This window comes from Actinomadura monticuli (assembly GCF_041463655.1).
Lineage (GTDB): Bacteria > Actinomycetota > Actinomycetes > Streptosporangiales > Streptosporangiaceae > Spirillospora > Spirillospora monticuli.
Window position 1 is genome coordinate 74,729 of the sequence record NZ_JAXCEI010000024.1, and the last position, 20,121, is coordinate 94,849.

At 73.3% G+C, this 20,121-nt stretch carries 22 protein-coding genes; 7 read left to right on the plus strand and 15 right to left on the minus strand.

The annotated features are described in order from the left end of the window. The first annotated feature begins 14 nt into the window (after window positions 1-14). On the plus strand, window positions 15-689 hold the full coding sequence (locus tag SM611_RS34760; protein WP_371954587.1) for a response regulator: 675 nt from the start codon (window positions 15-17) through the stop codon (window positions 687-689). On the opposite strand, the gene SM611_RS34765 is transcribed toward SM611_RS34760, so the two are convergent. After that, window positions 686-1,642, minus strand: coding sequence for a quinone oxidoreductase family protein (locus SM611_RS34765; RefSeq protein ID WP_371954588.1), 957 nt, complete (start codon window positions 1,640-1,642; stop codon window positions 686-688). The genes SM611_RS34760 and SM611_RS34765 overlap by 4 nt on opposite strands. Before the next feature lie 24 nt (window positions 1,643-1,666). Then, a complete protein-coding gene (locus SM611_RS34770; RefSeq protein ID WP_371954589.1) occupies window positions 1,667-2,413 on the minus strand; it encodes an SDR family oxidoreductase in 747 nt (248 codons plus the stop codon). A 46-nt stretch (window positions 2,414-2,459) separates the two neighbouring features. On the opposite strand from SM611_RS34770, the gene SM611_RS34775 reads away from it, so the two are divergent. Both SM611_RS34775 and SM611_RS34780 read left to right on the plus strand, forming a co-directional pair. Beyond that, the gene (locus tag SM611_RS34775; protein ID WP_371954590.1) at window positions 2,460-3,683 is read left to right on the plus strand and encodes an acyl-CoA dehydrogenase family protein; all 1,224 of its coding nucleotides are present in this window, start codon (window positions 2,460-2,462) and stop codon (window positions 3,681-3,683) included. Further along, window positions 3,680-4,339: a TetR/AcrR family transcriptional regulator gene (locus SM611_RS34780; RefSeq protein WP_371954591.1), complete on the plus strand. Its 660-nt coding sequence runs from the start codon at window positions 3,680-3,682 to the stop codon at window positions 4,337-4,339. The genes SM611_RS34775 and SM611_RS34780 overlap by 4 nt, the downstream gene beginning before the upstream one ends. Window positions 4,340-4,509: 170 nt before the next feature. On the opposite strand, the gene SM611_RS34785 is transcribed toward SM611_RS34780, so the two are convergent. The 8 genes from SM611_RS34785 to SM611_RS34820 form a co-directional block, all read right to left on the minus strand. Then, on the minus strand, window positions 4,510-4,713 hold the full coding sequence (locus tag SM611_RS34785; RefSeq protein WP_067639228.1) for a cold-shock protein: 204 nt from the start codon (window positions 4,711-4,713) through the stop codon (window positions 4,510-4,512). A 189-nt stretch (window positions 4,714-4,902) separates the two neighbouring features. Then, window positions 4,903-6,156, minus strand: coding sequence for a kynureninase (gene kynU / locus SM611_RS34790; RefSeq protein WP_371954592.1), 1,254 nt, complete (start codon window positions 6,154-6,156; stop codon window positions 4,903-4,905). 53 nt (window positions 6,157-6,209) lie between these two features. Beyond that, the gene (locus SM611_RS34795) at window positions 6,210-7,232 is read right to left on the minus strand and encodes an amidohydrolase family protein (protein ID WP_371954594.1); all 1,023 of its coding nucleotides are present in this window, start codon (window positions 7,230-7,232) and stop codon (window positions 6,210-6,212) included. Between the two features lie 10 nt (window positions 7,233-7,242). Then, a complete protein-coding gene (locus SM611_RS34800) occupies window positions 7,243-7,815 on the minus strand; it encodes a 3-hydroxyanthranilate 3,4-dioxygenase (protein ID WP_371954595.1) in 573 nt (190 codons plus the stop codon). Further along, window positions 7,812-8,249 carry a RidA family protein gene (locus SM611_RS34805; RefSeq protein WP_371954596.1) on the minus strand — a complete coding sequence of 146 codons (438 nt, stop codon included), beginning with the start codon at window positions 8,247-8,249 and terminating at the stop codon, window positions 7,812-7,814. The genes SM611_RS34800 and SM611_RS34805 overlap by 4 nt, the downstream gene beginning before the upstream one ends. Then, window positions 8,246-8,989, minus strand: coding sequence for a 2-keto-4-pentenoate hydratase (locus SM611_RS34810; protein ID WP_371954598.1), 744 nt, complete (start codon window positions 8,987-8,989; stop codon window positions 8,246-8,248). The genes SM611_RS34805 and SM611_RS34810 overlap by 4 nt, the downstream gene beginning before the upstream one ends. Next, the gene (locus tag SM611_RS34815) at window positions 8,989-9,810 is read right to left on the minus strand and encodes a 2-keto-4-pentenoate hydratase (protein ID WP_371954599.1); all 822 of its coding nucleotides are present in this window, start codon (window positions 9,808-9,810) and stop codon (window positions 8,989-8,991) included. The genes SM611_RS34810 and SM611_RS34815 overlap by 1 nt, the downstream gene beginning before the upstream one ends. Before the next feature lie 11 nt (window positions 9,811-9,821). Further along, the gene (locus SM611_RS34820) at window positions 9,822-11,258 is read right to left on the minus strand and encodes a 2-hydroxymuconic semialdehyde dehydrogenase (RefSeq protein ID WP_371954600.1); all 1,437 of its coding nucleotides are present in this window, start codon (window positions 11,256-11,258) and stop codon (window positions 9,822-9,824) included. 107 nt (window positions 11,259-11,365) lie between these two features. On the opposite strand from SM611_RS34820, the gene SM611_RS34825 reads away from it, so the two are divergent. Continuing rightward, window positions 11,366-12,292: a LysR substrate-binding domain-containing protein gene (locus SM611_RS34825; RefSeq protein WP_371954601.1), complete on the plus strand. Its 927-nt coding sequence runs from the start codon at window positions 11,366-11,368 to the stop codon at window positions 12,290-12,292. Here the strand turns inward: SM611_RS34825 and SM611_RS34830 are convergent. The 4 genes from SM611_RS34830 to SM611_RS34845 all read right to left on the minus strand — a co-directional run bounded on the left by SM611_RS34830 (window position 12,282) and on the right by SM611_RS34845 (window position 16,489). After that, window positions 12,282-13,148, minus strand: coding sequence for an alpha/beta hydrolase (locus SM611_RS34830; RefSeq protein ID WP_371954602.1), 867 nt, complete (start codon window positions 13,146-13,148; stop codon window positions 12,282-12,284). The genes SM611_RS34825 and SM611_RS34830 overlap by 11 nt on opposite strands. A 135-nt stretch (window positions 13,149-13,283) precedes the next feature. Continuing rightward, on the minus strand, window positions 13,284-13,733 hold the full coding sequence (locus tag SM611_RS34835) for a hypothetical protein (RefSeq protein ID WP_371954603.1): 450 nt from the start codon (window positions 13,731-13,733) through the stop codon (window positions 13,284-13,286). A gap of 58 nt (window positions 13,734-13,791) precedes the next feature. After that, window positions 13,792-14,709, minus strand: coding sequence for a MerR family transcriptional regulator (locus SM611_RS34840; protein ID WP_371954604.1), 918 nt, complete (start codon window positions 14,707-14,709; stop codon window positions 13,792-13,794). Window positions 14,710-14,902: 193 nt separating this feature from the next. Then, on the minus strand, window positions 14,903-16,489 hold the full coding sequence (locus tag SM611_RS34845; protein WP_371954605.1) for an ATP-binding cassette domain-containing protein: 1,587 nt from the start codon (window positions 16,487-16,489) through the stop codon (window positions 14,903-14,905). 74 nt (window positions 16,490-16,563) lie between these two features. Here SM611_RS34845 and SM611_RS34850 point away from each other — a divergent pair, with 74 nt between their 5' ends. After that, window positions 16,564-17,217: a TetR/AcrR family transcriptional regulator gene (locus tag SM611_RS34850; protein WP_371954606.1), complete on the plus strand. Its 654-nt coding sequence runs from the start codon at window positions 16,564-16,566 to the stop codon at window positions 17,215-17,217. Window positions 17,218-17,232: 15 nt separating this feature from the next. Here the strand turns inward: SM611_RS34850 and SM611_RS34855 are convergent, their stop codons facing one another. Beyond that, a complete protein-coding gene (locus SM611_RS34855) occupies window positions 17,233-17,670 on the minus strand; it encodes an NUDIX hydrolase (RefSeq protein WP_371954607.1) in 438 nt (145 codons plus the stop codon). Window positions 17,671-17,862: 192 nt separating this feature from the next. Here SM611_RS34855 and SM611_RS34860 point away from each other — a divergent pair, with 192 nt between their 5' ends. Together SM611_RS34860 and SM611_RS34865 are read left to right on the plus strand one after the other, a co-directional pair. Then, window positions 17,863-18,702: a DUF4253 domain-containing protein gene (locus SM611_RS34860; protein ID WP_371954608.1), complete on the plus strand. Its 840-nt coding sequence runs from the start codon at window positions 17,863-17,865 to the stop codon at window positions 18,700-18,702. A gap of 150 nt (window positions 18,703-18,852) precedes the next feature. Then, window positions 18,853-20,001 carry a VldE C-terminal domain-containing protein gene (locus tag SM611_RS34865; protein ID WP_371954609.1) on the plus strand — a complete coding sequence of 383 codons (1,149 nt, stop codon included), beginning with the start codon at window positions 18,853-18,855 and terminating at the stop codon, window positions 19,999-20,001. The last annotated feature ends 120 nt before the right edge of the window (window positions 20,002-20,121 follow it).

Sequence of the window (20,121 nt, forward strand, 5' to 3'; positions counted from 1 at the left end):
CGTAGGGTTGCGGCGTGACGATTCGGGTGCTGATCGCCGACGACCAGGTGATGATCCGCGACGGGCTCGCGGCGCTGCTGTCCTCCGACCCCGGGATCGAGGTGGTCGGCCAGGCGGGCAACGGCCGGGAGGCCGTGGAGATGGCCCGCCGGCTCGACCCGGACGTGATCGTGATGGACATCCGGATGCCGGAGATGGACGGCCTCGCCGCGACCGCGGAACTGGTCGGCGACCCCGCCCCCGACGCCGACCCGGCCGAGGCGCGCCCGAAGGTGCTCATCCTGACCACGTTCGACCTGGACGAGTACGTCTACGAGGCGCTCGGCGCGGGCGCCAGCGGGTTCCTGCTGAAGGACGCGTCGGCGGCCGACCTGGTGAACGGCGTACGGGTGGTGGCGGGCGGCGACGCGCTGCTCGCCCCGTCCATCACCCGGCGGCTGATCGGCGACTTCGCGCGCCGCCGCCGGCACCAGCGGCCGAGCCCGAAGGCGACCGCGGGGCTGACGCCGCGGGAGCTGGACGTGCTGCGGCTCATCGCGCGCGGCCTGTCCAACGCCGAGATCGCCGCCGAGCTGGTGCTGGCCGAGCAGACGATCAAGACGCACGTCGGGCACGTGCTGACCAAGCTGGCGCTGCGCGACCGCACCCAGGCCGTGGTGTACGCCTACGAGAACGGGCTCGTCGGCTAGCGCGACGGGTCCAGGACGAGCTTTCCGGTCGTGCGGCGGGCCCGCAGGTCCTCGTGCGCGCGCCTGGCCTCGGCCAGCCCGTACTCGCCGCCGCGGACGACGCGGAGCCGGCCGTCGGCGGCGAGGCCGAACAGCTCCTCCAGCGCGGTGCGCATCACGTCGCCGGGAAGCTGGAAGACGTGCGCCAGCCACATGCCGGAGATCGTGGTGGAGTGCGCCATCAGCGTGGCCGGCCGGACGGGCGACGGCTCCCGCCGCGACGCCATCCCGTAGAAGGCGAGGCGGCCGAACGGGGCGAGGGCGCGCAGGCTCTGGTCGGTGACGGTCCCGCCGGTCATCTCCAGGACGGTGTCGACGCGCCGGCCGCCGTTGGCGTCGATCAGCGCGTCCTTGAGGCCGGGCTCGTTGGCGTCGATCGCGACGTCGGCGCCGAGGTCGAGGGCGAGGTCGCGCTTCTCCTTGGACGAGGCGGTGGCGATGACCCGTCCGGCGCCCCAGGCCTTGGCGAGCTGGACGGCGAGCGACCCGACCCCGCCGGCGGCGGCGTGCACGACGACGGACTCGCCCGGCGCCAGATGGACGCTGCGGCGCAGCAGCACCCACGCGGACGCGCCCTGCACGATCATGCCGAGGGCGGTGGTGTCGTCGATGGCGTCGGGGACGTCCCAGGCGAGCGCCTCGGGCGCGACGGCCTTCTCGGCGTAGCCGCCGGTGCCGACGAGCGCGACGACGCGGCGGCCGTCCGGGGTGGTGCCGACGACCTCGCCGCCGGGCACCATCGGCAGCGTGGAGGCCGCCAGGTAGCTGTCCTCCGCCTGGTGGGTGTCGGCGTAGTTGATCCCGGCCCGCGAGACGTCGACGAGCAGGTGCCCGGGCCCGGCGGACGGGTCGGGCAGCTCGGTGACGTTGAGGACCTCGGGCCCGCCGAACTCGGTGATCTGGATCGCGCGCATGTCTCTCCTTCGGTCTCGGGCGGCTCAGCGCGGGCCGGGGACGCCGCGGAACCTGAACGGCTCGGACGGTCGCCCCGGCACGACGTACCAGGCCTCGCCGGCGCCGTCGGCGGCCAGGATCCGCATGAACGCCTCGACGACGTCGTCCACGTCCAGGATCGGGAAGCCCGTCTCCTCAAGATGCCCCTTCAGCGGCGTGAGGATGTCGGTGTCGGCGAAGGACGGGCAGAGGGCGTTGATCCGGATGCCCTCCTCGGCGTAGGTGGGGCCCAGAGCGCGGACGAGGCCGACGACGGCCGCCTTGTTGGCGCCGTACACCGGGTCGAACGGCGTGGCGGTGAGCCCCGCCATGCTGGCGGTCGCGACGATGTCGCCGCCGCCGCGGGCGCGCAGGGCGGGCAGCGCGGCGTGCGCGCCGAACACGACGCCGTCGAGGTTGATGCCCATGGCGCGGCGGTAGGCCGCGAGGTCGAAGTCGTCCCCCACTCCCCCGCCGCCGGCGACGCCGGCGTTGAGGAACGCGACGTCGAGGCCGCCGAAGCGCTCCACGGCGGTCGCGACGGCGGTCTCGCTTTCGGCGGGCTCGCGCACGTCGCAGCGGACGAACGCGCCGTCCAGCTCCTTCGCGAGTCCGGCGCCGGCCTCCGCGTCGACGTCGGCGAGGACGACGCGGGCGCCCTCGCGGGCGAGCCGGCGCGCCACCGCGGCCCCGATGCCGTTGGCCCCGCCCGTGATCAGCGCGACCCTGCCGGTGCCGTCGAAGGCTGCCATGGGGACTCCCTCCCGAAGTAACTGACTCGTCAGTTACTCTAGCGGAATGGACTTCGGTTTGAGCGAGCGGGCCCAGGAGCACCTCGGCCGCCTCCAGGAATTCATGGACTCCCACGTCTACCCCGCGGAGCCGGTCTACGCGGCCCAGCGGGCCGAGCTGCGCGCGGCGGGCCGCGAGCACACCGTCCCGCAGATCGTCGAGGACCTCAAGGCCGAGGCGCGCAAGCGCGGCCTGTGGAACCTCTTCCTGCCCGACAGCGAGGATCCGGCGCACGGCCTGTCGGTCGCCGACTACGCGCCCCTCGCCGAGGTGACGGGACGCTCGCCGGGCCTCGCGCCCGAGGCCACCAACTGCGCCGCGCCCGACACCGGCAACATGGAGGTCCTGCACCTGTTCGGCACGCCCGAGCAAAAGGAGACGTGGCTGCGGCCCCTGCTGGACGGCCGGATCCGCAGCGCGTTCGCGATGACCGAGCCGGACGTCGCGAGCTCCGACGCCACCAACATCTCCACCCGCATCGAGCGGGACGGCGACCACTACGTGATCAACGGCCGCAAGTGGTGGATCAGCGGCTCCGCCGACCCGCGCTGCAAGATCATGATCGTGATGGGCAAGACCGACCCGGAGGGCCACCCCTACCGGCAGCAGTCGATGGTCCTGGTGCCGCTCGACGCGCCCGGGGTGGAGGTCGTCCGGCCGCTGCCCGTGTTCGGCTACCAGGACCAGCACGGCCACTGCGAGATCACCTTCACCGACGTCCGCGTCCCGGTGGAGAACCTCGTCGGCGAGGAGGGCGGCGGCTTCGCGATCGCGCAGGCCCGGCTCGGCCCCGGCCGCATCCACCACTGCATGCGCGCGATCGGGATGGCCGAGCGGGCGCTGGAGCTGATGTGCGAGCGCGCGGTGTCCCGGGTGGCGTTCGGCGGCCCGCTGGCCAAGCAGGGCGTGGTCCGCGAGCAGATCGCCGAGTCGCGGATGGCGATCGAGCAGGCGCGGCTGCTCACCCTCAAGACGGCCTGGCTGATCGACAAGCAGGGCGTGCAGGCGGCCCGCTCCGAGGTCGCGGCGATCAAGGTGGTCGTGCCGCGCGTCGCGCTGGAGGTCGTCGACCGGGCGATCCAGGTGCACGGCGGCGCCGGCGTCAGCGACGACACCCCGCTCGCCGCGATGTGGGCGGGGCTGCGCACCCTGCGCCTCGCCGACGGCCCGGACGAGGTGCACGTGCGCTCGGTGGCGCGGGCCGAGCTGGGCAGGTACCTCGGCACATGACCGGCGACACGGGGGAGGCGGGCGTACGGCGGCGGATGCCGCATGCCCGGCGGCGCGAGCAGCTGCTCCAGGTGGCGCTCGCGGAGTTCGGCCGGCGCGGCTACCACCTGACCCAGATGGAGCACGTGGCCGCCGCGGCCCAGGTGTCCAAGGCGCTGCTCTACCAGCACTTCACCTCCAAGGAGGAGCTGTTCGCCGAGGTCACCGAGTCGATCGTCGGCGAGCTCACCGCGCGGCTGAACGAGGCCGTGCTCGCCGCGCACGGCTCGGCGGACGGCATCCGGGCGATGATCCGGGTGCTGTTCGACTACGCCACCGCGGAGCCGGACGCGTGGGCGCTGGTCGTCCGGCATCTCGACAAGCCGGAGGTGGGCCTGGAGCTGCGGGAGCTGCGCGACCGGCTCGGCACCGCGTTCGCGGACCTGCTGCTGCGCCGCCGCCGCGCCGACCCGGCGCTGTCCCCCGTCGCGCTCGACGTCAACGAGCGGCGGGCCCGGCTGCTCGTCCCGCTCATGTACGGGTCGATGCTGTCGATGGTGTCGTGGTGGCTGGAGCACCCCGACACGCCGCGCGAGCGCGCCGAGCAGATGGCCGTGGAGTTCATCTGGCTCGGCCTCGACCGGCTGCGTTCCGGCGAGCGCCTGCCGAAGGCGTAGGCGGGGGCCGGCGGGGGCCGGCCGAAGCCGGCGCCGCCGGACGCGGCGTGCCGGCGCGCCCGTGCCCGGCCCGCCGGGGCAGGCGCCGCGCCAGGGTCCGGCGGGCGCCGGGCACGCGAAAGGCCGGGGACGACGGGCGTCCCCGGCCTCACGCAGGTCAGACCAGTGCCTTAGAGCGGGTAGACGCCCTCGGCCTGCGGGCCCTTCTGGCCCTGGGTGATCTCGAACCCGACGCGCTGGTTCTCGTCCAGGCTGCGGTACCCGTTGGTGGTGATCGCGGAGTAGTGGACGAACACGTCCGGGCCGCCGCCGTCAGGCGCGATGAACCCGAAGCCCTTCTCGGCGTTGAACCACTTCACGGTGCCTTCGGCCATGCTGTTTTTCCTTCTGATGTAACCTCACCGGCCCGCCGGGCGGCGGACCGGGCTGCAAGCGGACTCGTCCCACGTCCGCCGGTCACCCGGAAAAACGCTTCGAGACTGCTCGACGCCGGCGTGGACCGACGCCATCGTGCAACGGGTCCGAACCTACCCGATACCGGCCCGACTTATGCACCGACACTCCTAAACAAGATCTGCCATCGCCTCGGCGGCGCGGTGGCAGTCGTGGAACGTGCAGTACAGCGGGACGGGCGCGAGCCGGACGACGTCGGGTTCGCGGGCGTCGGCGAGCACTCCGTGCGCCTCGGCGAGCCGGCGGACCAGCCCGCCCGCGTCCGCGACCCGCAGCGACAGCTGGGTGCCGCGCGCCGCCGGGTCGGCGGGGGTGATGACCTGCGCGCCGCCGACGGGAGCGAGCCGGGACGCCAGGTAGCCGGTGAGCCGCTCGCTCTTGGCGCGCAGCGCGTCCATCCCGACCCGGTCGAAGATCTCCAGGGACGCCAGCACGGGCGCGAGCGCGAGGATGGGCGGGTTGGACAGCTGCCAGGCGTCGGCGGACGCGGGCGGCGCGATGTCGGGGTCCATCCGGAACCGGACGGACGGCTCGGTCCCCCACCAGCCGGACAGCTTCGGCACGGAGGCGTCCCGGACGTGCCGCTCGTGCACGAAGCAGCCCGCGACGGCGCCCGGCCCCGAGTTGAGGTACTTGTAGGTGCACCAGGCGGCGAAGTCGACGTCCCAGTCGTGCAGCCGCAGCGGGACGTTCCCGGCGGCGTGCGCGAGGTCCCAGCCGACGACGGCCCCGGCGGCGCGGCCCGCCTTGGTGATCGCGGGCATGTCCATGAGCTGGCCGGTCAGGTAGTTGACGCCGCCGAGCATGACCAGCGCGACCGTGTCGCCCTCGCGTTCGAGGAAGCCGAGGACGTCCTCGGTGCGCAGGTTGTCCTCGCCGGGCCGGGGCTTCAGCCGCACGACCGCCGCGGCGGGGTCGAGCCCGTGGTGGACGGCCTGGCTGGCGACCGCGTAGGAGTCGGACGGGAACGCCGAGTCCTCGATGACGATGCGGGTCCGGGTCCCGGCGGGCCGGTAGAAGCTCGCCATCATCAGGTGCAGGTTGACGGTGAGCGAGTTCATCGCCACGACCTCGTGCGGCCGGGCGCCGACGAGCCGGGCCGCGGGCTCGCGCAGCCGCTCGTGGTAGTCGACCCAGGGGCGGCGGGCCCGCGTGTGCCCCTCGACGGCGAGCCGCGCCCAGTCGTCCAGCTCCTCCCGGAGCCGCCCCGCCACGGCGCGCGGCTGGAGGCCGAGGGAGTTTCCGGCGAAGTACGCCGACTCCTCGTACCTCCCGCCGGGCGCGGGCGGGATCAGGAACTCGCCGCGCAGGGTGGGCAGCGGATCGGTTCCATCGAGCCGCCGCGCCTCGTCTTCCAAGCTCACTGGGTCATTCCTTCGGTGCTCACGGGCCTTCGGTGGTCACGGGCCTTCGGTGGTCACGGGTTCTCGCTGGTCACAAGGTCGCGGGCGGGGGCGAAGAACGCCTCCGCGTTGCCGCCGAGCAGCCGGGCGCGGTCGGCGTCGTCCAGCCCGGGGCAGGCCCGGATCGTGGCGCCGGGCTCCATCTCGCCGAGCGGGAACGGGTAGTCGGTGCCGAGCATCACGCGCTCGGGGCCCATCACGTCCACAAGCAGCCGCAGGGCGCGCGGGTCGAACACGGCGGAGTCGACGTGGAACCGGCCGGTGTACTCCGACGGCGGGCGCGGCGAGTCGGCGCGGACGATGTCGCGGCGGTGCCAGGCGTTGTCGGCCCGGCCGAGCAGGAACGCGAAGCTGCCGCCGCCGTGGCAGAAGCAGAGCCGCAGCGACTCCGGGAGGCGTTCGAACGCGCCGGACAGCATCAGCCCGAGGATGCTGAGCTGCGTCTCGGCGGGCATCCCGGACAGCCACGGCAGCATGTGGCCGCGCATCCGGTCGGCGCCGAGCATGTCCCACGGGTGGGCCAGGACGGGCAGGCCCAGCCCGGCGCAGTGCGCGAGGAACGCGGTGATGCCGTCGTCGTCGAGGTTGCGGTCGCCGACGTGGTTGCCGATGTGCACGCCGCGGTGCCCGGCGGCGAGCGCGCGCGTCGCGACCTCGCAGGCGAGCTCCGGGTCCTGGAGCGGGACCTGGCAGAGCGGCAGCAGCCGGTCGGGCGCCTGCGCGCAGAGGGCGAGGATGCGGTCGTTGACGAGGTCGCACCAGTCCGCGGCGCGCGACGGCTCGGCGGCGTACCCGAACATCAGCGGGGTTGACGAGACGGCCTGGACGTCCACGCCCGCCGCGTCCATGTCGGCGACGCGGCACGCGGGGTCCCAGAGCGCCTCGCCGACCGGCCGGTACTCGTCGCCGCCGCACATCATCATGCCGGTGCCGCCGCCGTCGACGCGCAGCCACGGCTGCCCCTCGTCGGCGAGCACCCGGCCCTCGGCGCGGCTGATCCGCGGGAAGACGTGGGCGTGGACGTCGATGACAATCACGGAACCTCCGTCAGGCCCGGGGCGCGGTGGTCGGAGTCATGGTCCGCGGCCACTGCCTGCCCGGGTGGACCGCCCCGCAGTTCGGGCACTCGCGGTCACCGCCGTAGAAGCTCTCGAAGACCGGCGGCAGGTCGGCCACGATCGAGCGGACCTGGAGCTCGGCGCGGTGGACGAGGTGGTGGCATTCGGGGCAGTACCACTCGAACGCCTCCTGGAGCCCCTCCGGCCGCGGGATCTCCACGACGAGCCCGATGGAGCCGGCCTCGGGCCGCTGCGGCGAGTGCCGGACGTGCGGCGGCAGCAGGAAGACGTCGCCCTCGTTGATCTGCACGTCGGTCGGCGGGCGTCCCTCCTCCTCCATGACGCGCAGCACCATGTTGCCCTTGAGCTGGTAGAAGAACTCCTCGGTCGGGTCGTCGTGGAAGTCGGTGCGCTGGTTGGGGCCGCCGACCACCATGACGATCAGCCCGGCGTCGTCGAACACCTGGACGTTGCCGACGGGCGGCTTCAGCAGGTCGCGGTGGTCGTCGATCCAGGACTGGAAGTTGAACGGCGCTCCGAAGGACAGCTGCGGAAGGGTCATGCCCCGGCCTCCTTGCCTGTACGGGGAATGTGGGCGACGCACGAGATCTCGATGAGCAGGTGCGGGTGCGGGAGCTGGTGGACGGCGACGGTCGTGCGGGCCGGTCCGCTCTCGTCGAAGTACTCGCCGTAGACCTCGTTGTAGCCGCCGAAGTCGTTCATGCTCACCAGGTAGGCGGTGACGTTGACGACGTCGCGCAGGCCGCCGCCCGCTGCGGCGAGGAGGTCGCGGACGTTCTCGATGACGGCGCGGGTCTGCGCCCGGATGTCGAGGTCGGTGACGCCCAGCGCGTCGGCGCTCGCCCCGGCGAACGTCCCGTCCGGGCGGCGCGAGCTCGTCCCGGACACGAACACGAGGTCGCCGGCCCGTTTCACGTGCGGGAACCGTCCGCGCGGCCTGGCCTTGCCGTCGACGAGGAACGCGTCGCCCGTCACGTCGTCACCTCCACGCTGCCGAGGCCGGCGCCGGTGACGCGGACGTGCGCGTCCTTCGGCAGCGGGACGGCGGCGGTCGCGGCGCCGGCGAGGACGATCCAGCCGGGTTCGAGGGTCATCCCGGCGCCGAGCGCGAGCCGCGCCGCCGCCCGCAGCGACCGCGCCGGGTCGCCGAGGATCGCGGCGGACGAGCCCGCCTGCACGGGCCGCCCGTCGATCTCCATCAGCAGCCCCACGTTCGACAGGTCGCGGGGGGCGTGCCAGGAGCCGAACCCGAAGCGGGCCGCCGACGCGTTGTCGGCGATGACGTCGGGAAGGGTGAAGTCGAAGTCCCGGTAGCGGGAGTCGAGCACCTCGAACCCGACGGCGACGCCCGCGACGGCCGTCTCGACCTCGGCGGGCGAGCGGACCTCGCGTCCGATCAGGTACGCGATCTCGGGCTCGACGCGCGGGTGGATGAGGCGGGACACGTCCACCGACGACTCCGCGAGCATCCCGTCGGTGAGCAGGCCCCAGATGAGGTCGTCCACGCCCATCTGGAGCATCTTGGCGCGGCTGGTGAACCCCATCTTGACACCGGCGAGGCGCTCGCCCCGGCGGCGGCGCCGCTCGACGCCGACCCGCTGCACCGCGTAGGCGGCGGGCACGTCGAACGGCGTCCGCTCGGTCAGCTTCGGGATCGCCTTCACCTCGCGCGCGGCCTCGTCCAGCGTCGCCGCCAGCGCGTGCACGTCCACCATCAGGAGTCCTCCCCGCCACGGCTCCGCTCGTCACCACTCGGCTCGTCACGGCCGAAGGCGACGCGGACGTCGCCGAGGCCGTCGATGCGCGCCTCGAACACCTCGCCGGGCGCGGCCGGCACGACCGGGCCGAGCGAGCCGGTCAGCACGGTGTCGCCCGCGCGCAGCGGGCGGCCGACGCGGACCAGCGTGTCGGCGAGCCACAGCGCCGCGTTCAGCGGATGGCCGAGGCAGGCGGCACCGTTCCCGGTGGAGACCTGCTCGCCGCGCCGCTCCATCACCATCCCGCACAGGCGCAGGTCGACGTCCTTCAGGAGGACCGGCCGGTTGCCCAGCGCGTACATGCCGGACGAGGCGTTGTCGGCGACGGTGTCGGCCAGCGTGATGTCCCAGTCGCGGACGCGGCTGCCGACGACCTCGATGGCGGGCAGCGCGAACGCGGTCGCGCGGATGACGTCGGCGACGGTGTGCCGCTCATGGGTGAGATCGTGCTCCAGCACGAGCGCGACCTCCGCCTCGGCGCGCGGCTGCAGGACGGCGCCGGCGGGGATCTCCTCGCCGTCCGGGACGGCCATGTCGGCGAACAGCATCCCGAAGTCGGGGCTGTCCACGCCGATCTGCCGCTGGACGGCGCGGGACGTCAGGCCGATCTTGCGTCCGGCGAGGCGGCGGCCCTCGCCCAGCCACCGCTCGGTGACCCTGTCCTGGACGGCGTAGGCGTCGTCCGCCGTCGTGATCAGGTCGCGGACGGGCGCGCACGGCGTGCCGTCCGCGTAGGCGCCGAGGAGCCGCTCGGCCGCGGCGTCGATGTTCGTTGTCACTGGGTTCGCCCTCAGATCTGGATGCAGACGTTGACGGGTTCGGAGAAGAAGTCCAAGGAGTACTCTCCCCCTTCCCTCCCGATTCCGGACGCCTTGACACCGCCGAACGGGGTGCGCAGGTCGCGCAGGTTCCAGCAGTTCACCCAGACGATGCCCGTCTCGACGCGGGGCGCCACCCGGTGCGCGCGCGACAGGTCGCGCGTCCAGACCGTGGAGGCGAGGCCGTAGGGGCTGTCGTTGGCGAGTCCGACGGCCTGCTCCTCGGTGTCGAAGGGCGCGACGTGGCAGACCGGGCCGAAGATCTCCTCCCTGACCGTGCGGGCCGTCTCGGGGAGGCCGGTGAGGACGGTCGGCTCGACGTGGAAGCCGCCGTCGCGCTCGTCGCCGAAGGCCGGGGCGCCGCCGCCGGCCAGGACCGTCGCGCCCTCCTCCGCGGCCAGCCGGTAGTACGACAGGACCTTGTCGCGGTGCTCGGCCGAGATCATCGGGCCGTAGCCGTGGAGGTCCGCGGCCCGCGCGGCGAGCCTCTCGGCGAACTCCTCGAAGACGGGCCGCTCGACGTAGACGCGCTCGGTGCAGAGGCAGATCTGGCCGGAGTGGGTGAAGGTGGAGCGGACCGTCCCGTCCACGGCGGCGTCGAGGTCGGCGTCGGCGAACACCAGCGCCGGGTTCTTGCCGCCCAGCTCGAACGAGACGGGCGTGACGTGGTCGGCGGCGTTGCGCATGATCGCGGCGCCGGTGGCGGACTCGCCGGTGAACGCGATCGCGTCCACGCCCTCGTGCCCGGTGAGGAACTCCCCCGCCGCGCCCGCGCCGTGCCCGTGCACCACGTTGAACGCGCCGCCGGGCAGGCCCGCGTCGTGGACGACCCGCGCGAGGAGCGTCGCGCTGGACGGCGTCTCCTCCGACGGCTTGAGGACGACCGCGTTGCCGCACGCGAGCGCCGGGGCGATCTTCCAGGTGGACAGCAGCAGCGGCAGGTTCCACGGCGAGATGATCGCGACGACGCCGAGCGGGCGGCGCACCGTGTAGTTGAGCGCCTGGCCCGTCCCGGCGCTCCACCCCGGGATCCGCGTCGTGTAGGACCGTTCGGGGCGCCCGTACAGCAGGTCGGCGTAGGCGCGGAAGTTGCCCACCGCGCGCGGGACGTCGACGGTCTCGGCGAACGCCCGGGGCCTGCCGGTGTCGGCGACCTCGGCCGCGACGAACTCCTCGAAGCGGGCCTCGATCCCGTCGGCGACGCGCCGCAGCGCGGCGGCCCGGTCCTCGTCGCCGAGCGCGCCCCACTCGCCCTTCAGCGCGGCCCGCGCCGCCGTGACGGCGTCGTCGACGACCTCCGGCGCGGCCTCGGGGACGGTGCCCAGCTCGGAGCCGTCGACGGGGTCGATGAGCGGGAACGTCCGGCCGTCCGCCCGGAAGACGCCGCCGACGTAGTGCTCAGCCTTCATCCGTTCCTCCCGCTCGGCTCGACATGCTCGATCCTCCGCCCACGAGCTATGCCTGACAAATACCAATCGACCGGGGAGCTATCACAAAGCCGTGATAATAAGGCGGTATGCGCGCCATCGACCTGCTCAACGGACGGCTGAAGCTCCGGCACCTGGTGCTCGTCGTCGCCATCGCCGACCGCGGCAGCGTCCTGCGGGCCGCCGAGCACCTGCACCTGGCGCAGCCCGCCGTCACCCGGAGCCTGCGCGAAGTGGAGGGCGTCCTCGGCGTCGAGCTGTTCACCCGAGGCCCGCGCGGCGTGACGCCGACGCTGTTCGGGGACGCGTTCGTCGAGCACGCGCGCGCCGTCCTGGCCGAACTGCGCCGCGCCGGCGAGCGCATCAGCGGCCTGGCGGACGGCGAGGTCGGCACGGTCACGATCGGCACCCTCCTGGCGGGCTCGAACGTCCTGCTCCCCCGCGCCATCGCCGCGCTCAAGAGGGACCGGCCGGGCATCACGGTCATCGTCCAGGAGGCGACCTTCGACGCCCAGGTGCCCCGCCTGCTGGACGGCGAGATCGACCTGATCCTCGGCCGCCTCAACCCGATCGGCGACCTGCGCGGCCTCCGCCAGATCACCCTCTACGGCGAACCGGTGCTCCTGGTCGCCCGCCACGGTCACCCGGCCCGGACCATGCCCGGCCTCGCGCTGGCCGACCTCCTGGCCTACCCGTGGGTGCTCCCTCTGGAGCAGACGGCCCTGCGCACCGAGCTGGAGCAGGTCTTCCGCGCCGCGGGGCTGACGCTCCCGGGCGACCTGGTCGAGTGCACGTCCGTCCTGACCGTCCGGACCCTCGTCCGCGACACCGACATGATCGCCGCGCTTCCGGAACTGGTGGCCCGCACCGACGCCGACATGGCGCCGCTGCCCGTCCCGCTGGAGACCGTCCGCCGCCAGGTCGGCGTGACGCTGCCCGCGAACCGCACCCCGACGCCGTCGGCCCGGCTGATGCTCGACCACCTCGAACGCGAGGCGGCCGCGCTCACCGCCTGATCAGGCGCATCAGCTCCGCGCTCACCCGCGACTCCGGGTCGGCGAGATCGAGGACGACGTCGAAGTGGTCGCGGCCGGGCACGATCATCAGTTCACCGGCGCCCCACCGCGGCTGGAACAGCCTCGACTGCTCCAGGAACCCGTCGCCGTCGTCCTCCCCGGCCACGAAGACCGCGGGGCACCGATGGCCGGCGTCCAGCAGGGCCGGGCTCAGCGCCGCCGCCCGCTCCAGATCGAGCTTCACGTACCGGTTGACGTAGATACGTGTGATCGGCCGGATGTCGAACAGCCCGCTGAACGGCATCGCGGCCTTGACGACGTCCTGCGGGAGCCCGACGTCGTCCTGCCAGCCGCCGACCATCGTCATCGCGGTCAGATGCCCGCCCGCCGAACTGCCGCCCACCACGATCCGCTCGGGATCGAGCCCGTGTTCGCGTCCGTGCCGGTACACCCACGCCACAGCGGCCCGCGCCTGCCGGACGATCTCCTCCAGCGACGCCTCCGGCGCAAGCGTGTAGTCGGGCACCACGGTCGCGACGCCCTGCTCGTCCAGGGCCCGCGCCATGAAGGAGGACACGTCCCGTGAGAGAGCCATCCAGTAGCCGCCGTGCAGGAAGACGAACACGGGCCGAAGCCCGTCGCCGACGCCCCACACGTCGAGCCGCTCGCCGCTCGCCTCGTCATAGGCGATCCCCGGGTGGCCGGGCAGCCCGTCCACGGCCTGCTCCGACATCTCCCGGTACCGGGCCATGTGCCGCTCGAAGAGTTCCGGCCCGGCCTTCCGCCGCACGTTGTAGGCGACGTCCAGTTCCTCGTCGCTGAGCCCGCTCCCCGGCCAGCCCTCCAGATCGCTCACGCTCCCACCTTCCTCCCGCCCCGCACGACCGGGCAAATACCGATTCACCCGGCGGCTATCACCACTCTGCTATCCACTCGCCACCTCGAACCACACGCAGACGCCGCGCGATCCGCGACCAGGGAAAGGGCGTCTTCAGGTGTTCGGACGCCATCGGAACCAGTAGTTGAGGGACTCGACCTCGTCGGGGTCTCTGGCAGCGAAACGCAGTTCGCGCTTCATTCGCCGCGCGCCGTCCGGCGCTCGCCGGTGCGGTGCGAGTAGGGCGTCCAACTCGTTGTAGCGGGCGTCGCCTCCATGGCCGGGATGGGTCTCCGGCCCCACCTCGCCCGCCTGACAGCGTTCGTTCCACCTGACGTAGATCTCCCACTGCTCGCGCTCGTACTCCAGCGCCTCGCTGCTCAGAGGCCAGACCGCGTACACGTCGGCTTCGTGCTCGCGCTCGTAGTGGTGGCCCTGGAAGTAGTGGGGCTCGCCGTCGATATCGGCGACACCGGCGCGCGGGCCGTCGTACCAGTCCAGCTCGACGTGCACGCGCTCGAATCCGTCCGCGATCAGCTGCGTTTCGTCCCAGGTCTGAGGCACCCCGGCACGCTATCGACAGTGGCCCAGAATGGTGATCACGATGCGCGGCGGCTCGGGGCTATCGCTCGGTCCGGGCCATCGCTGTGAGGAACCAGTCGAGTTCCTTGCCGGGATAGTCGGGTGGGTCCCAGCCGTTGATGATCGAGAGCAGCTCCGAGTATCGCTCGCGGCGCGGATCGGTGGCGGCGGTCAGGTAGGCGGCGAGGCTTTCGCGCGTGGCCGCGTCATCGGGCTTTCCCTGGACGGCGGCGTAGGCGGCGGTGATCTGTGCGACGGCCTGCGCCGCCTCCGCTGAATCGGTCGTGACGTCGGCGGCCAGCAGTGGGGCCACGGCCTCCGCGACCAGCGCGACGATGTGCTTGCGCGGTGGAGCCGCTTCCGTTCCGGGGTGGCCGGTGAACAGGCCGCGCATCAGTGACCGGAACTCCGGGTCCTCGGCGAGTCCGGCCAGTTCCACCCATGCCTCCAACTGCTCGGACGTGGGGTCGTCGGGCAGCTCAGGCGCCATGGATCGGTGCAGGACGCGTGAAAGCGGGCCCGTGTCGCGCTCCCCGAAGGCGCTGTTCAGGAAGTCGTCGACGAGAGCGTCGCGTTCAGCGGCGGACAGTCGGGCCAGTCGGTGCATCAAGTCCATCTCCTCGGGTGTGGAGCCGCGCCTGGCCGCGGCCGATAGCACCGCGTAGCGCAGTCGCAGAACCCGCATCTGCACGGCCACCGCCTCGGCGTGGGCCGCGGCGGCCTCGGCGGCCGGCACTCGGCGGTCCAGGATCTTCTCGATGGTGGCCAGGTCGATACCGAGTTCGCGCAGCGTCCGCACCAGTCCGAGGCGCACCACGGCTTCGGGCCCGTACCGCCGATGCCCTGCCGCGCTCCGGCCGGACTCCGGCACCAGCCCGCGCTCCGAGTAGAAGCGCACCGCCTTCACCGTGACTCCCCCGAGCCGTGCCAACTCGCCGATCGAGTAGTCACCGTCCATGCCTGAACCCTCGCACCTCCCCCGAGGGGAGCTTCAACCCGATCCTGTGACGGTCTCCTGCGTCCGGGCTCGGCGGCGGCTCACCGGATGTCGCCGGCCGGAAGGCCGCCGACGCCGCGCAGACGATCGCGCTGGGGCGGTCGCCGCCTACTGCCCGGATTCGAGGGTCAACTGCGCGGCGTCCGCCGCACCATCACTGCGGGTCGGTCCAGGAGGGTTCGGGGGACTCCTGGACGCGGCCGGACGAGGCGAAGATCAGGTAGCGGTCGAAGTCGGCGGCGAACCAGCGGTCGTGGGTCACGGCCAGGACCGTGCCCGCGTAGGACGCCAGCCCCTCCTGCAGGGCCTCGGCGCCGGCCAGGTCGAGGTTGTCCGTCGGTTCGTCGAGGAGGAGAAGCGTCGCGCCCGACAGCTCCAGCAGCAGGATCTGCAGGCGGGCCTGCTGGCCGCCGGACAGCGTCTCGAAGGGCAGGGACCCCGCGGGGGCCAGTTCGTACCGGGCGAGCGCGGCCATGGCGTCGTTCCGGCTCAGGGCGTTGCCCGACATGACGATCTCCGCGGGCGTGCGGCCCTGCAGGTCGGGGCGTGCGTGGGTCTGGACGAAGAGGCCGGGGACGACGCGTGCGCCCAGGCGGAAGGCGCCGCCGTGCGCGACGTCCCGGCCGGCGAGAAGGCGCAGGAACGTCGATTTCCCCGATCCGTTGGAGCCGAGCACCGCGACGCGTTCGCCGTACCGGACCTCGGTGTCGAAGGGGTCGGTCAGGCCGGTCAGTTCGAGGGACTCGCAGATGACGGCGCGCTTGCCCGTGCGGCCGCCGCGCAGGCGCATGCGCACGTTCTGATCCTTCGGCGCGCTCCGGGGCGGGCCGGCGTCCTCGAAGCGACGCAGGCGGGTCCGGGCGGCCTGGTAGGACGAGGCGACCGCGTCGTTCCCGGCGGCGCGCTGGCGGAGGAGGTGGACGAGCCGCCTCAGGCGCGCGTGTTCCTCGTCCCAGCGGCGCCGCAGTTCGTGGAGGCGTTCGGTGCGCTCGCGGCGGGCCGCGGCGTAGCCGGCGAAACCGCCGCCGTGGACCCAGACGTCGCGCGACTCCACCGTGATGACGCGGTCGGCGGCGTCCGCGAGCAACTGCCGGTCGTGCGAGACCAGCAGGACGGTCTTGCTCGTGGCCCGCAGCCTGCCCGCCAGCCACTCCTTGCCGGGCACGTCCAGGTAGTTGTCCGGCTCGTCCAGGAGCAGGACCTCGTCCGGGCCGCGCAGGAGCGCCTCCAGGACGAGGCGCTTCTGCTCGCCGCCGGACAGCGTGGTCACCCCGCGGTCCTTCACCTCGTCGAAGGGCAGGCCGAGCGCGGCGGTCGTGCAGGTGTCCCACACGACCTCGATGTCGTAGCCGCCCGCGTCGGTGTAGTCGGTGATGGCGTCGGCGTAGGCCAGTTGGCTGCGTTCGCCGTCGTCCAGGTCACGCTCGGCGCGGGCCAGCCGTGCGGCCGCCTCCCGCACGCGTCCGGGCGCCACCGACAGCAGGAGGGCGTGGACGGTTCGGCCGTCCCGGACGGAACCGATGAACTGGCGCATCACGCCCAGGCCGCCCGTGCTCGTCACGACCCCGTCCGCCGCTCGGACGTCGCCCGCGACGAGTCGCAGGAGCGTGGTCTTGCCCGCGCCGTTCGGCCCGACGAGCGCCGCCTTCGTCCCCTCCCCGACGCGGAAGGAGACGTCGTCCAGCAGGATGCGGCCGTCCGGGAGGGCGTAGGTCAGCCGGCTCACCTCGATGTGTCCCATCACGTCTCCTCGTACAGTGTTCGATTATCCGGACCATTGATCCAGCACTGGCTCAATGTACTAGCCTGAGGTCCGTGACCGAGAGCGTGTGGCTGCGCGACGACCGTCCCCGGCGGGGGGCGCCGCCCCTGACGCGGGAGCGCATCGTCGGCGAGGCGGTGGCCCTGCTGGACGACGAGGGCGTGGGACGGCTGACCATGCGCAGGCTCGCCGAGCGCCTCGGCACCGGGTCCACGACCCTGTACTGGCACGTCGAGACCAAGGACGACGTCCTGGAGCTCGCGCTCGACGCCGTCTTCGGCGACGTCGCGGTGCCCGAGGGCGGCGCGGGCTGGCGCGCCGACGTGATCGACCTGATGTCGGGCTGGCGGCGCGCGATGCTCGACCATCCGTGGTCGGCCGCGGTCCTGGGCGGGCGTCCGCTGCTCGGCCCCAACGTGCTGGCCCGGACCGACTTCCTCTACGCGACGCTCGCCTCGACCGGCCTGGCCGGTACGCGGCTGGCCGCCGCCGCGTACGCGGTGGCGAACTACGTCATCGGATCGGCGCTCATGCAGGTCGGCGCGGAGAGCCACGCGGGGAGCGCCGCGGCGGGGCACCTCGCCCGCAGCCGCGATCTGTACCCGGCCCTGGCCGAGCACGGCCATCTGGACGCCGGCGACTGGGACGCCGCCTTCGCCCAGGGGCTGGACCACCTCCTCGACGGGATCGGCGCGGCCGGTTCCTGACGGGAGCGGCGCGCCCTACGGGACGAGGCCGGGGAGCTCGGCGGCGTGGTCCTGCAGATAGGCGGCGAGGGTCTCGGGGATCAGGTCGATGGCCGCCAGGTCCGCGGGCGCGCACGGGACGAGGTCCACGTCGTAGCGGCCCCTCGACGGGTCGTCGAACTCGGGACCGTGCCGGCGGGACAGGTCCATCGTGAGCAGCCGGCACACGTAGAAGGTGTTGAGGCGGTGCAGGTCCGGGTGCTGCTCGGCGCAGGCGAAGACCTGGCGGACGGGCCCGGCGGTCGCGCCGAGCTCCTCGTCCAGTTCGCGGCGCAGGGCGGCCTCGGGGGACGCGTCGGCGGGCTCGATCTTGCCGCCGGGGGTCGTCCAGTAGACGGGGCGGCCCGGGCGGGTCCGGCGGAGCAGGACGAGCGCGTCGCCGTCCAGGAGGAGGGCGCGGACCGCGCGGCGCATCCTCACGAGTTCACGCGGGCGAGCACGGCTGTCCACTTCGAGCGTCGTCCCTTCCCCATCGGGGCCGTCGCGCGCCGCCTTCGGCGCGCTTCCCACGGCACCCCGCACCACCGTAAGGGACGGACCCGAAGCGCACGCGGCCCGCCGCCGTTACGATCGCCACTGGCATGCTCTGTACCGGAACGGCGTGAAATGGATGATGTGGAGGTCCGGCACCTGCCGGGCGACCTGCCGCAGCTGTTCGGCGACGGCGTCGGGGACGACGCCGCCGCGCGGACGCTGTCGGTACCGCTGCCCGACGGGGATCTCGTCTGGCCCGATCCCGGCTACCCGCAGCGGCGGCCGCTCCTGCGGCCCGCGTTCTGGCTGAGCGACGACCCCGTCCGCGGCGACCTGTGGGCGGCGCTGCGCGCCGAGCACCCCCGCTCGGGCCTCTGGCCGCTGCTGATGGACGAGAGCGACCAGCCCTGGGCGGCCGGGCAGATCGCGCCCGAGCCGGTGAGCGAGATCGGCAACTACCACCCCCACGCGTTCATGTACGAGGTGTGGGCCGACTTCGCCGACCAGGCCGCGGACGGCGACCTGGACGACCTCGCCCCCTACGGCCGGCACTGCCCCGGCCCCGCCCCGGCCGGCGTGCCGCTCGACGACCCGGACGCCGTGGCCGACCGGTACGCGCGCGTCCTCGCCGGCCGCGGCGTGTCGCTCGGCCTGATCCCGGTGGAGCGGGGCGCCGACGCGCTCTCCGCCGCCGGCTGGCAGGGCGCGCTCAACCACAACGAGTGGACGGCGCCGCTGTCCGCCGTCCTGCGCAGCTGGGAGGACCGGTTCGGCGCGCGCGTCGTCGGGCTCGGCTTCAACACGCTGGAGCTGAGCGTCGCCGCACCTCCGGTCAGCACACGGCACGCCGTCCATGTCGCGGCCGAGCACTGGGCGTTCTGCCCTGACATCCTCTTCCAGGGTCCGGGCACCCTCGCCGGGTACGCGGAGGAGATCCGCGGCAAGACCCACTGGTCGTTCTGGTGGGATTGACCCGCTGATCCAATACGTGGTCACGCGCGGGCCCGTGCTCCTCGGATTCCCGGTCGGCCGCCGACACCGCACGCAGGGGCGGGCCGCGGATACCGCGCGGCGGCGCGCTCCCCTACGATGCGGCCAGGGACGGCGAGGGATCGGGGTCGGATGCGACGGAGCGGCGGGGCTCTTTCCGCGTTCATCGGGGCGGCGATCGTCCTCACGCTGGCGGCCGACGTCGCCGTGCTCGTCTCCCGGGCGGGCGGCGAGGACGACCGGCCCGCCGGGGACCTCGTGTCGGTGGACCGGAACGCCGCGCCGCAGGCGCCCGCCGTCGCGCCGCTGACCCGCCGCCACCGACCGGACCTGCTCGTCGCCGGGGCGTCCTCGCTGCCGCCGCAGGCCGTCGAGAGGGCGCGGCGGATCAAGGGCGTCGCCGGCCTCACCGTCGTGGACGCCGCCCGCGCCGGCGTCGGCGGGCGCCGGATGGGGCTGCTCGGCGTCGACCCGTCGACGTTCCGGGCGTTCGTCCCGGAGGCGACCGCCGAGTCCGACCAGCTGTGGCGGACGATCGCGTCCGGCGGGATCGCCGTCTCCTTCGAGCAGGGCCGCGACGGGGCGCTGCCGCTCGGCGCGGTCGTCACGGCGGGCCGCAGCTCCGCGCCCGGGCAGGTGCGCGTCGGCGCCTACGCCTCGATGGGCATCGGCGACATCGACGCCGTCGTGTCCCGCGAGCAGGCGCGCGCGCTCGGGCTGCCGACCGGGAACGCGCTCGTCATCAGCGCCCCGAAGGCCGACGTCGGGAAGGTCGTCAAGGCGCTGAAGAAGATCCTCCCCCGCGGGACGAAGGTGGCGACCCTGACGCGGTCCCGCACCCCGGCCTCACCGGCGAAGCAGAAGGGCCGCCCGCAGCTCACCGGACGGCCGGACGGGGCGTCGGGCGACCGGACCCCCATCACCGGCAACCGGATGACGCCCACGATGCGGACCGTCCTGCTGGAGATCGCCGGCCTGTTCGGCCCGTTCCCCGTGATCGGCTGCTACCGCTCCACCGGCGATCCGCAGGACCACGGCGACGGCCGCGCCTGCGACTTCATGGAGAGCACCGGCGGGCGGATGCCGAGCGCCGGGGCGCAGCGGCACGGCGACCAGGTCGCCCGGTACGCGGTCGCGAACGCCCGGCGGCTCGGCATCTCCTACGTCATCTGGAAGCAGCACATCTGGAACGTGCGCGGCGGCGGGTGGCGGCCGATGGAGGACCGCGGCAGCCTCACCCAGAACCACTACGACCACGTGCACATCTCGGTGCTGCGCTAAGGGGACGAATAGCATCTGATGAGCTATTCGCACGCTTGAAGAAGGCGTTTGAGCTGGTCGTTCACTTGTAGGGGCGACGTACGCCGAGTTCGTCGTATGCGGCTGCAGGTGGCTGTCTAC

Bases quoted from the DNA above. Each gene is read 5' to 3' on its own strand.
- SM611_RS34765 (WP_371954588.1), bottom strand. From the start codon at position 1,642: ATGCGCGCGATCCAGATCACCGAGTTCGGCGGGCCCGAGGTCCTCAAC.
- SM611_RS34770 (WP_371954589.1), bottom strand. From the start codon at position 2,413: ATGGCAGCCTTCGACGGCACCGGCAGGGTCGCGCTGATCACGGGCGGG.
- SM611_RS34775 (WP_371954590.1), top strand. From the start codon at position 2,460: ATGGACTTCGGTTTGAGCGAGCGGGCCCAGGAGCACCTCGGCCGCCTC.
- SM611_RS34780 (WP_371954591.1), top strand. From the start codon at position 3,680: ATGACCGGCGACACGGGGGAGGCGGGCGTACGGCGGCGGATGCCGCAT.
- SM611_RS34785 (WP_067639228.1), bottom strand. From the start codon at position 4,713: ATGGCCGAAGGCACCGTGAAGTGGTTCAACGCCGAGAAGGGCTTCGGG.
- SM611_RS34800 (WP_371954595.1), bottom strand. From the start codon at position 7,815: ATGACCCTTCCGCAGCTGTCCTTCGGAGCGCCGTTCAACTTCCAGTCC.
- SM611_RS34810 (WP_371954598.1), bottom strand. From the start codon at position 8,989: ATGGTGGACGTGCACGCGCTGGCGGCGACGCTGGACGAGGCCGCGCGC.
- SM611_RS34820 (WP_371954600.1), bottom strand. From the start codon at position 11,258: ATGAAGGCTGAGCACTACGTCGGCGGCGTCTTCCGGGCGGACGGCCGG.
- SM611_RS34825 (WP_371954601.1), top strand. From the start codon at position 11,366: ATGCGCGCCATCGACCTGCTCAACGGACGGCTGAAGCTCCGGCACCTG.
- SM611_RS34840 (WP_371954604.1), bottom strand. From the start codon at position 14,709: ATGGACGGTGACTACTCGATCGGCGAGTTGGCACGGCTCGGGGGAGTC.
- SM611_RS34845 (WP_371954605.1), bottom strand. From the start codon at position 16,489: ATGGGACACATCGAGGTGAGCCGGCTGACCTACGCCCTCCCGGACGGC.
- SM611_RS34855 (WP_371954607.1), bottom strand. From the start codon at position 17,670: ATGCGCCGCGCGGTCCGCGCCCTCCTCCTGGACGGCGACGCGCTCGTC.
- SM611_RS34860 (WP_371954608.1), top strand. From the start codon at position 17,863: ATGGATGATGTGGAGGTCCGGCACCTGCCGGGCGACCTGCCGCAGCTG.
- SM611_RS34865 (WP_371954609.1), top strand. From the start codon at position 18,853: ATGCGACGGAGCGGCGGGGCTCTTTCCGCGTTCATCGGGGCGGCGATC.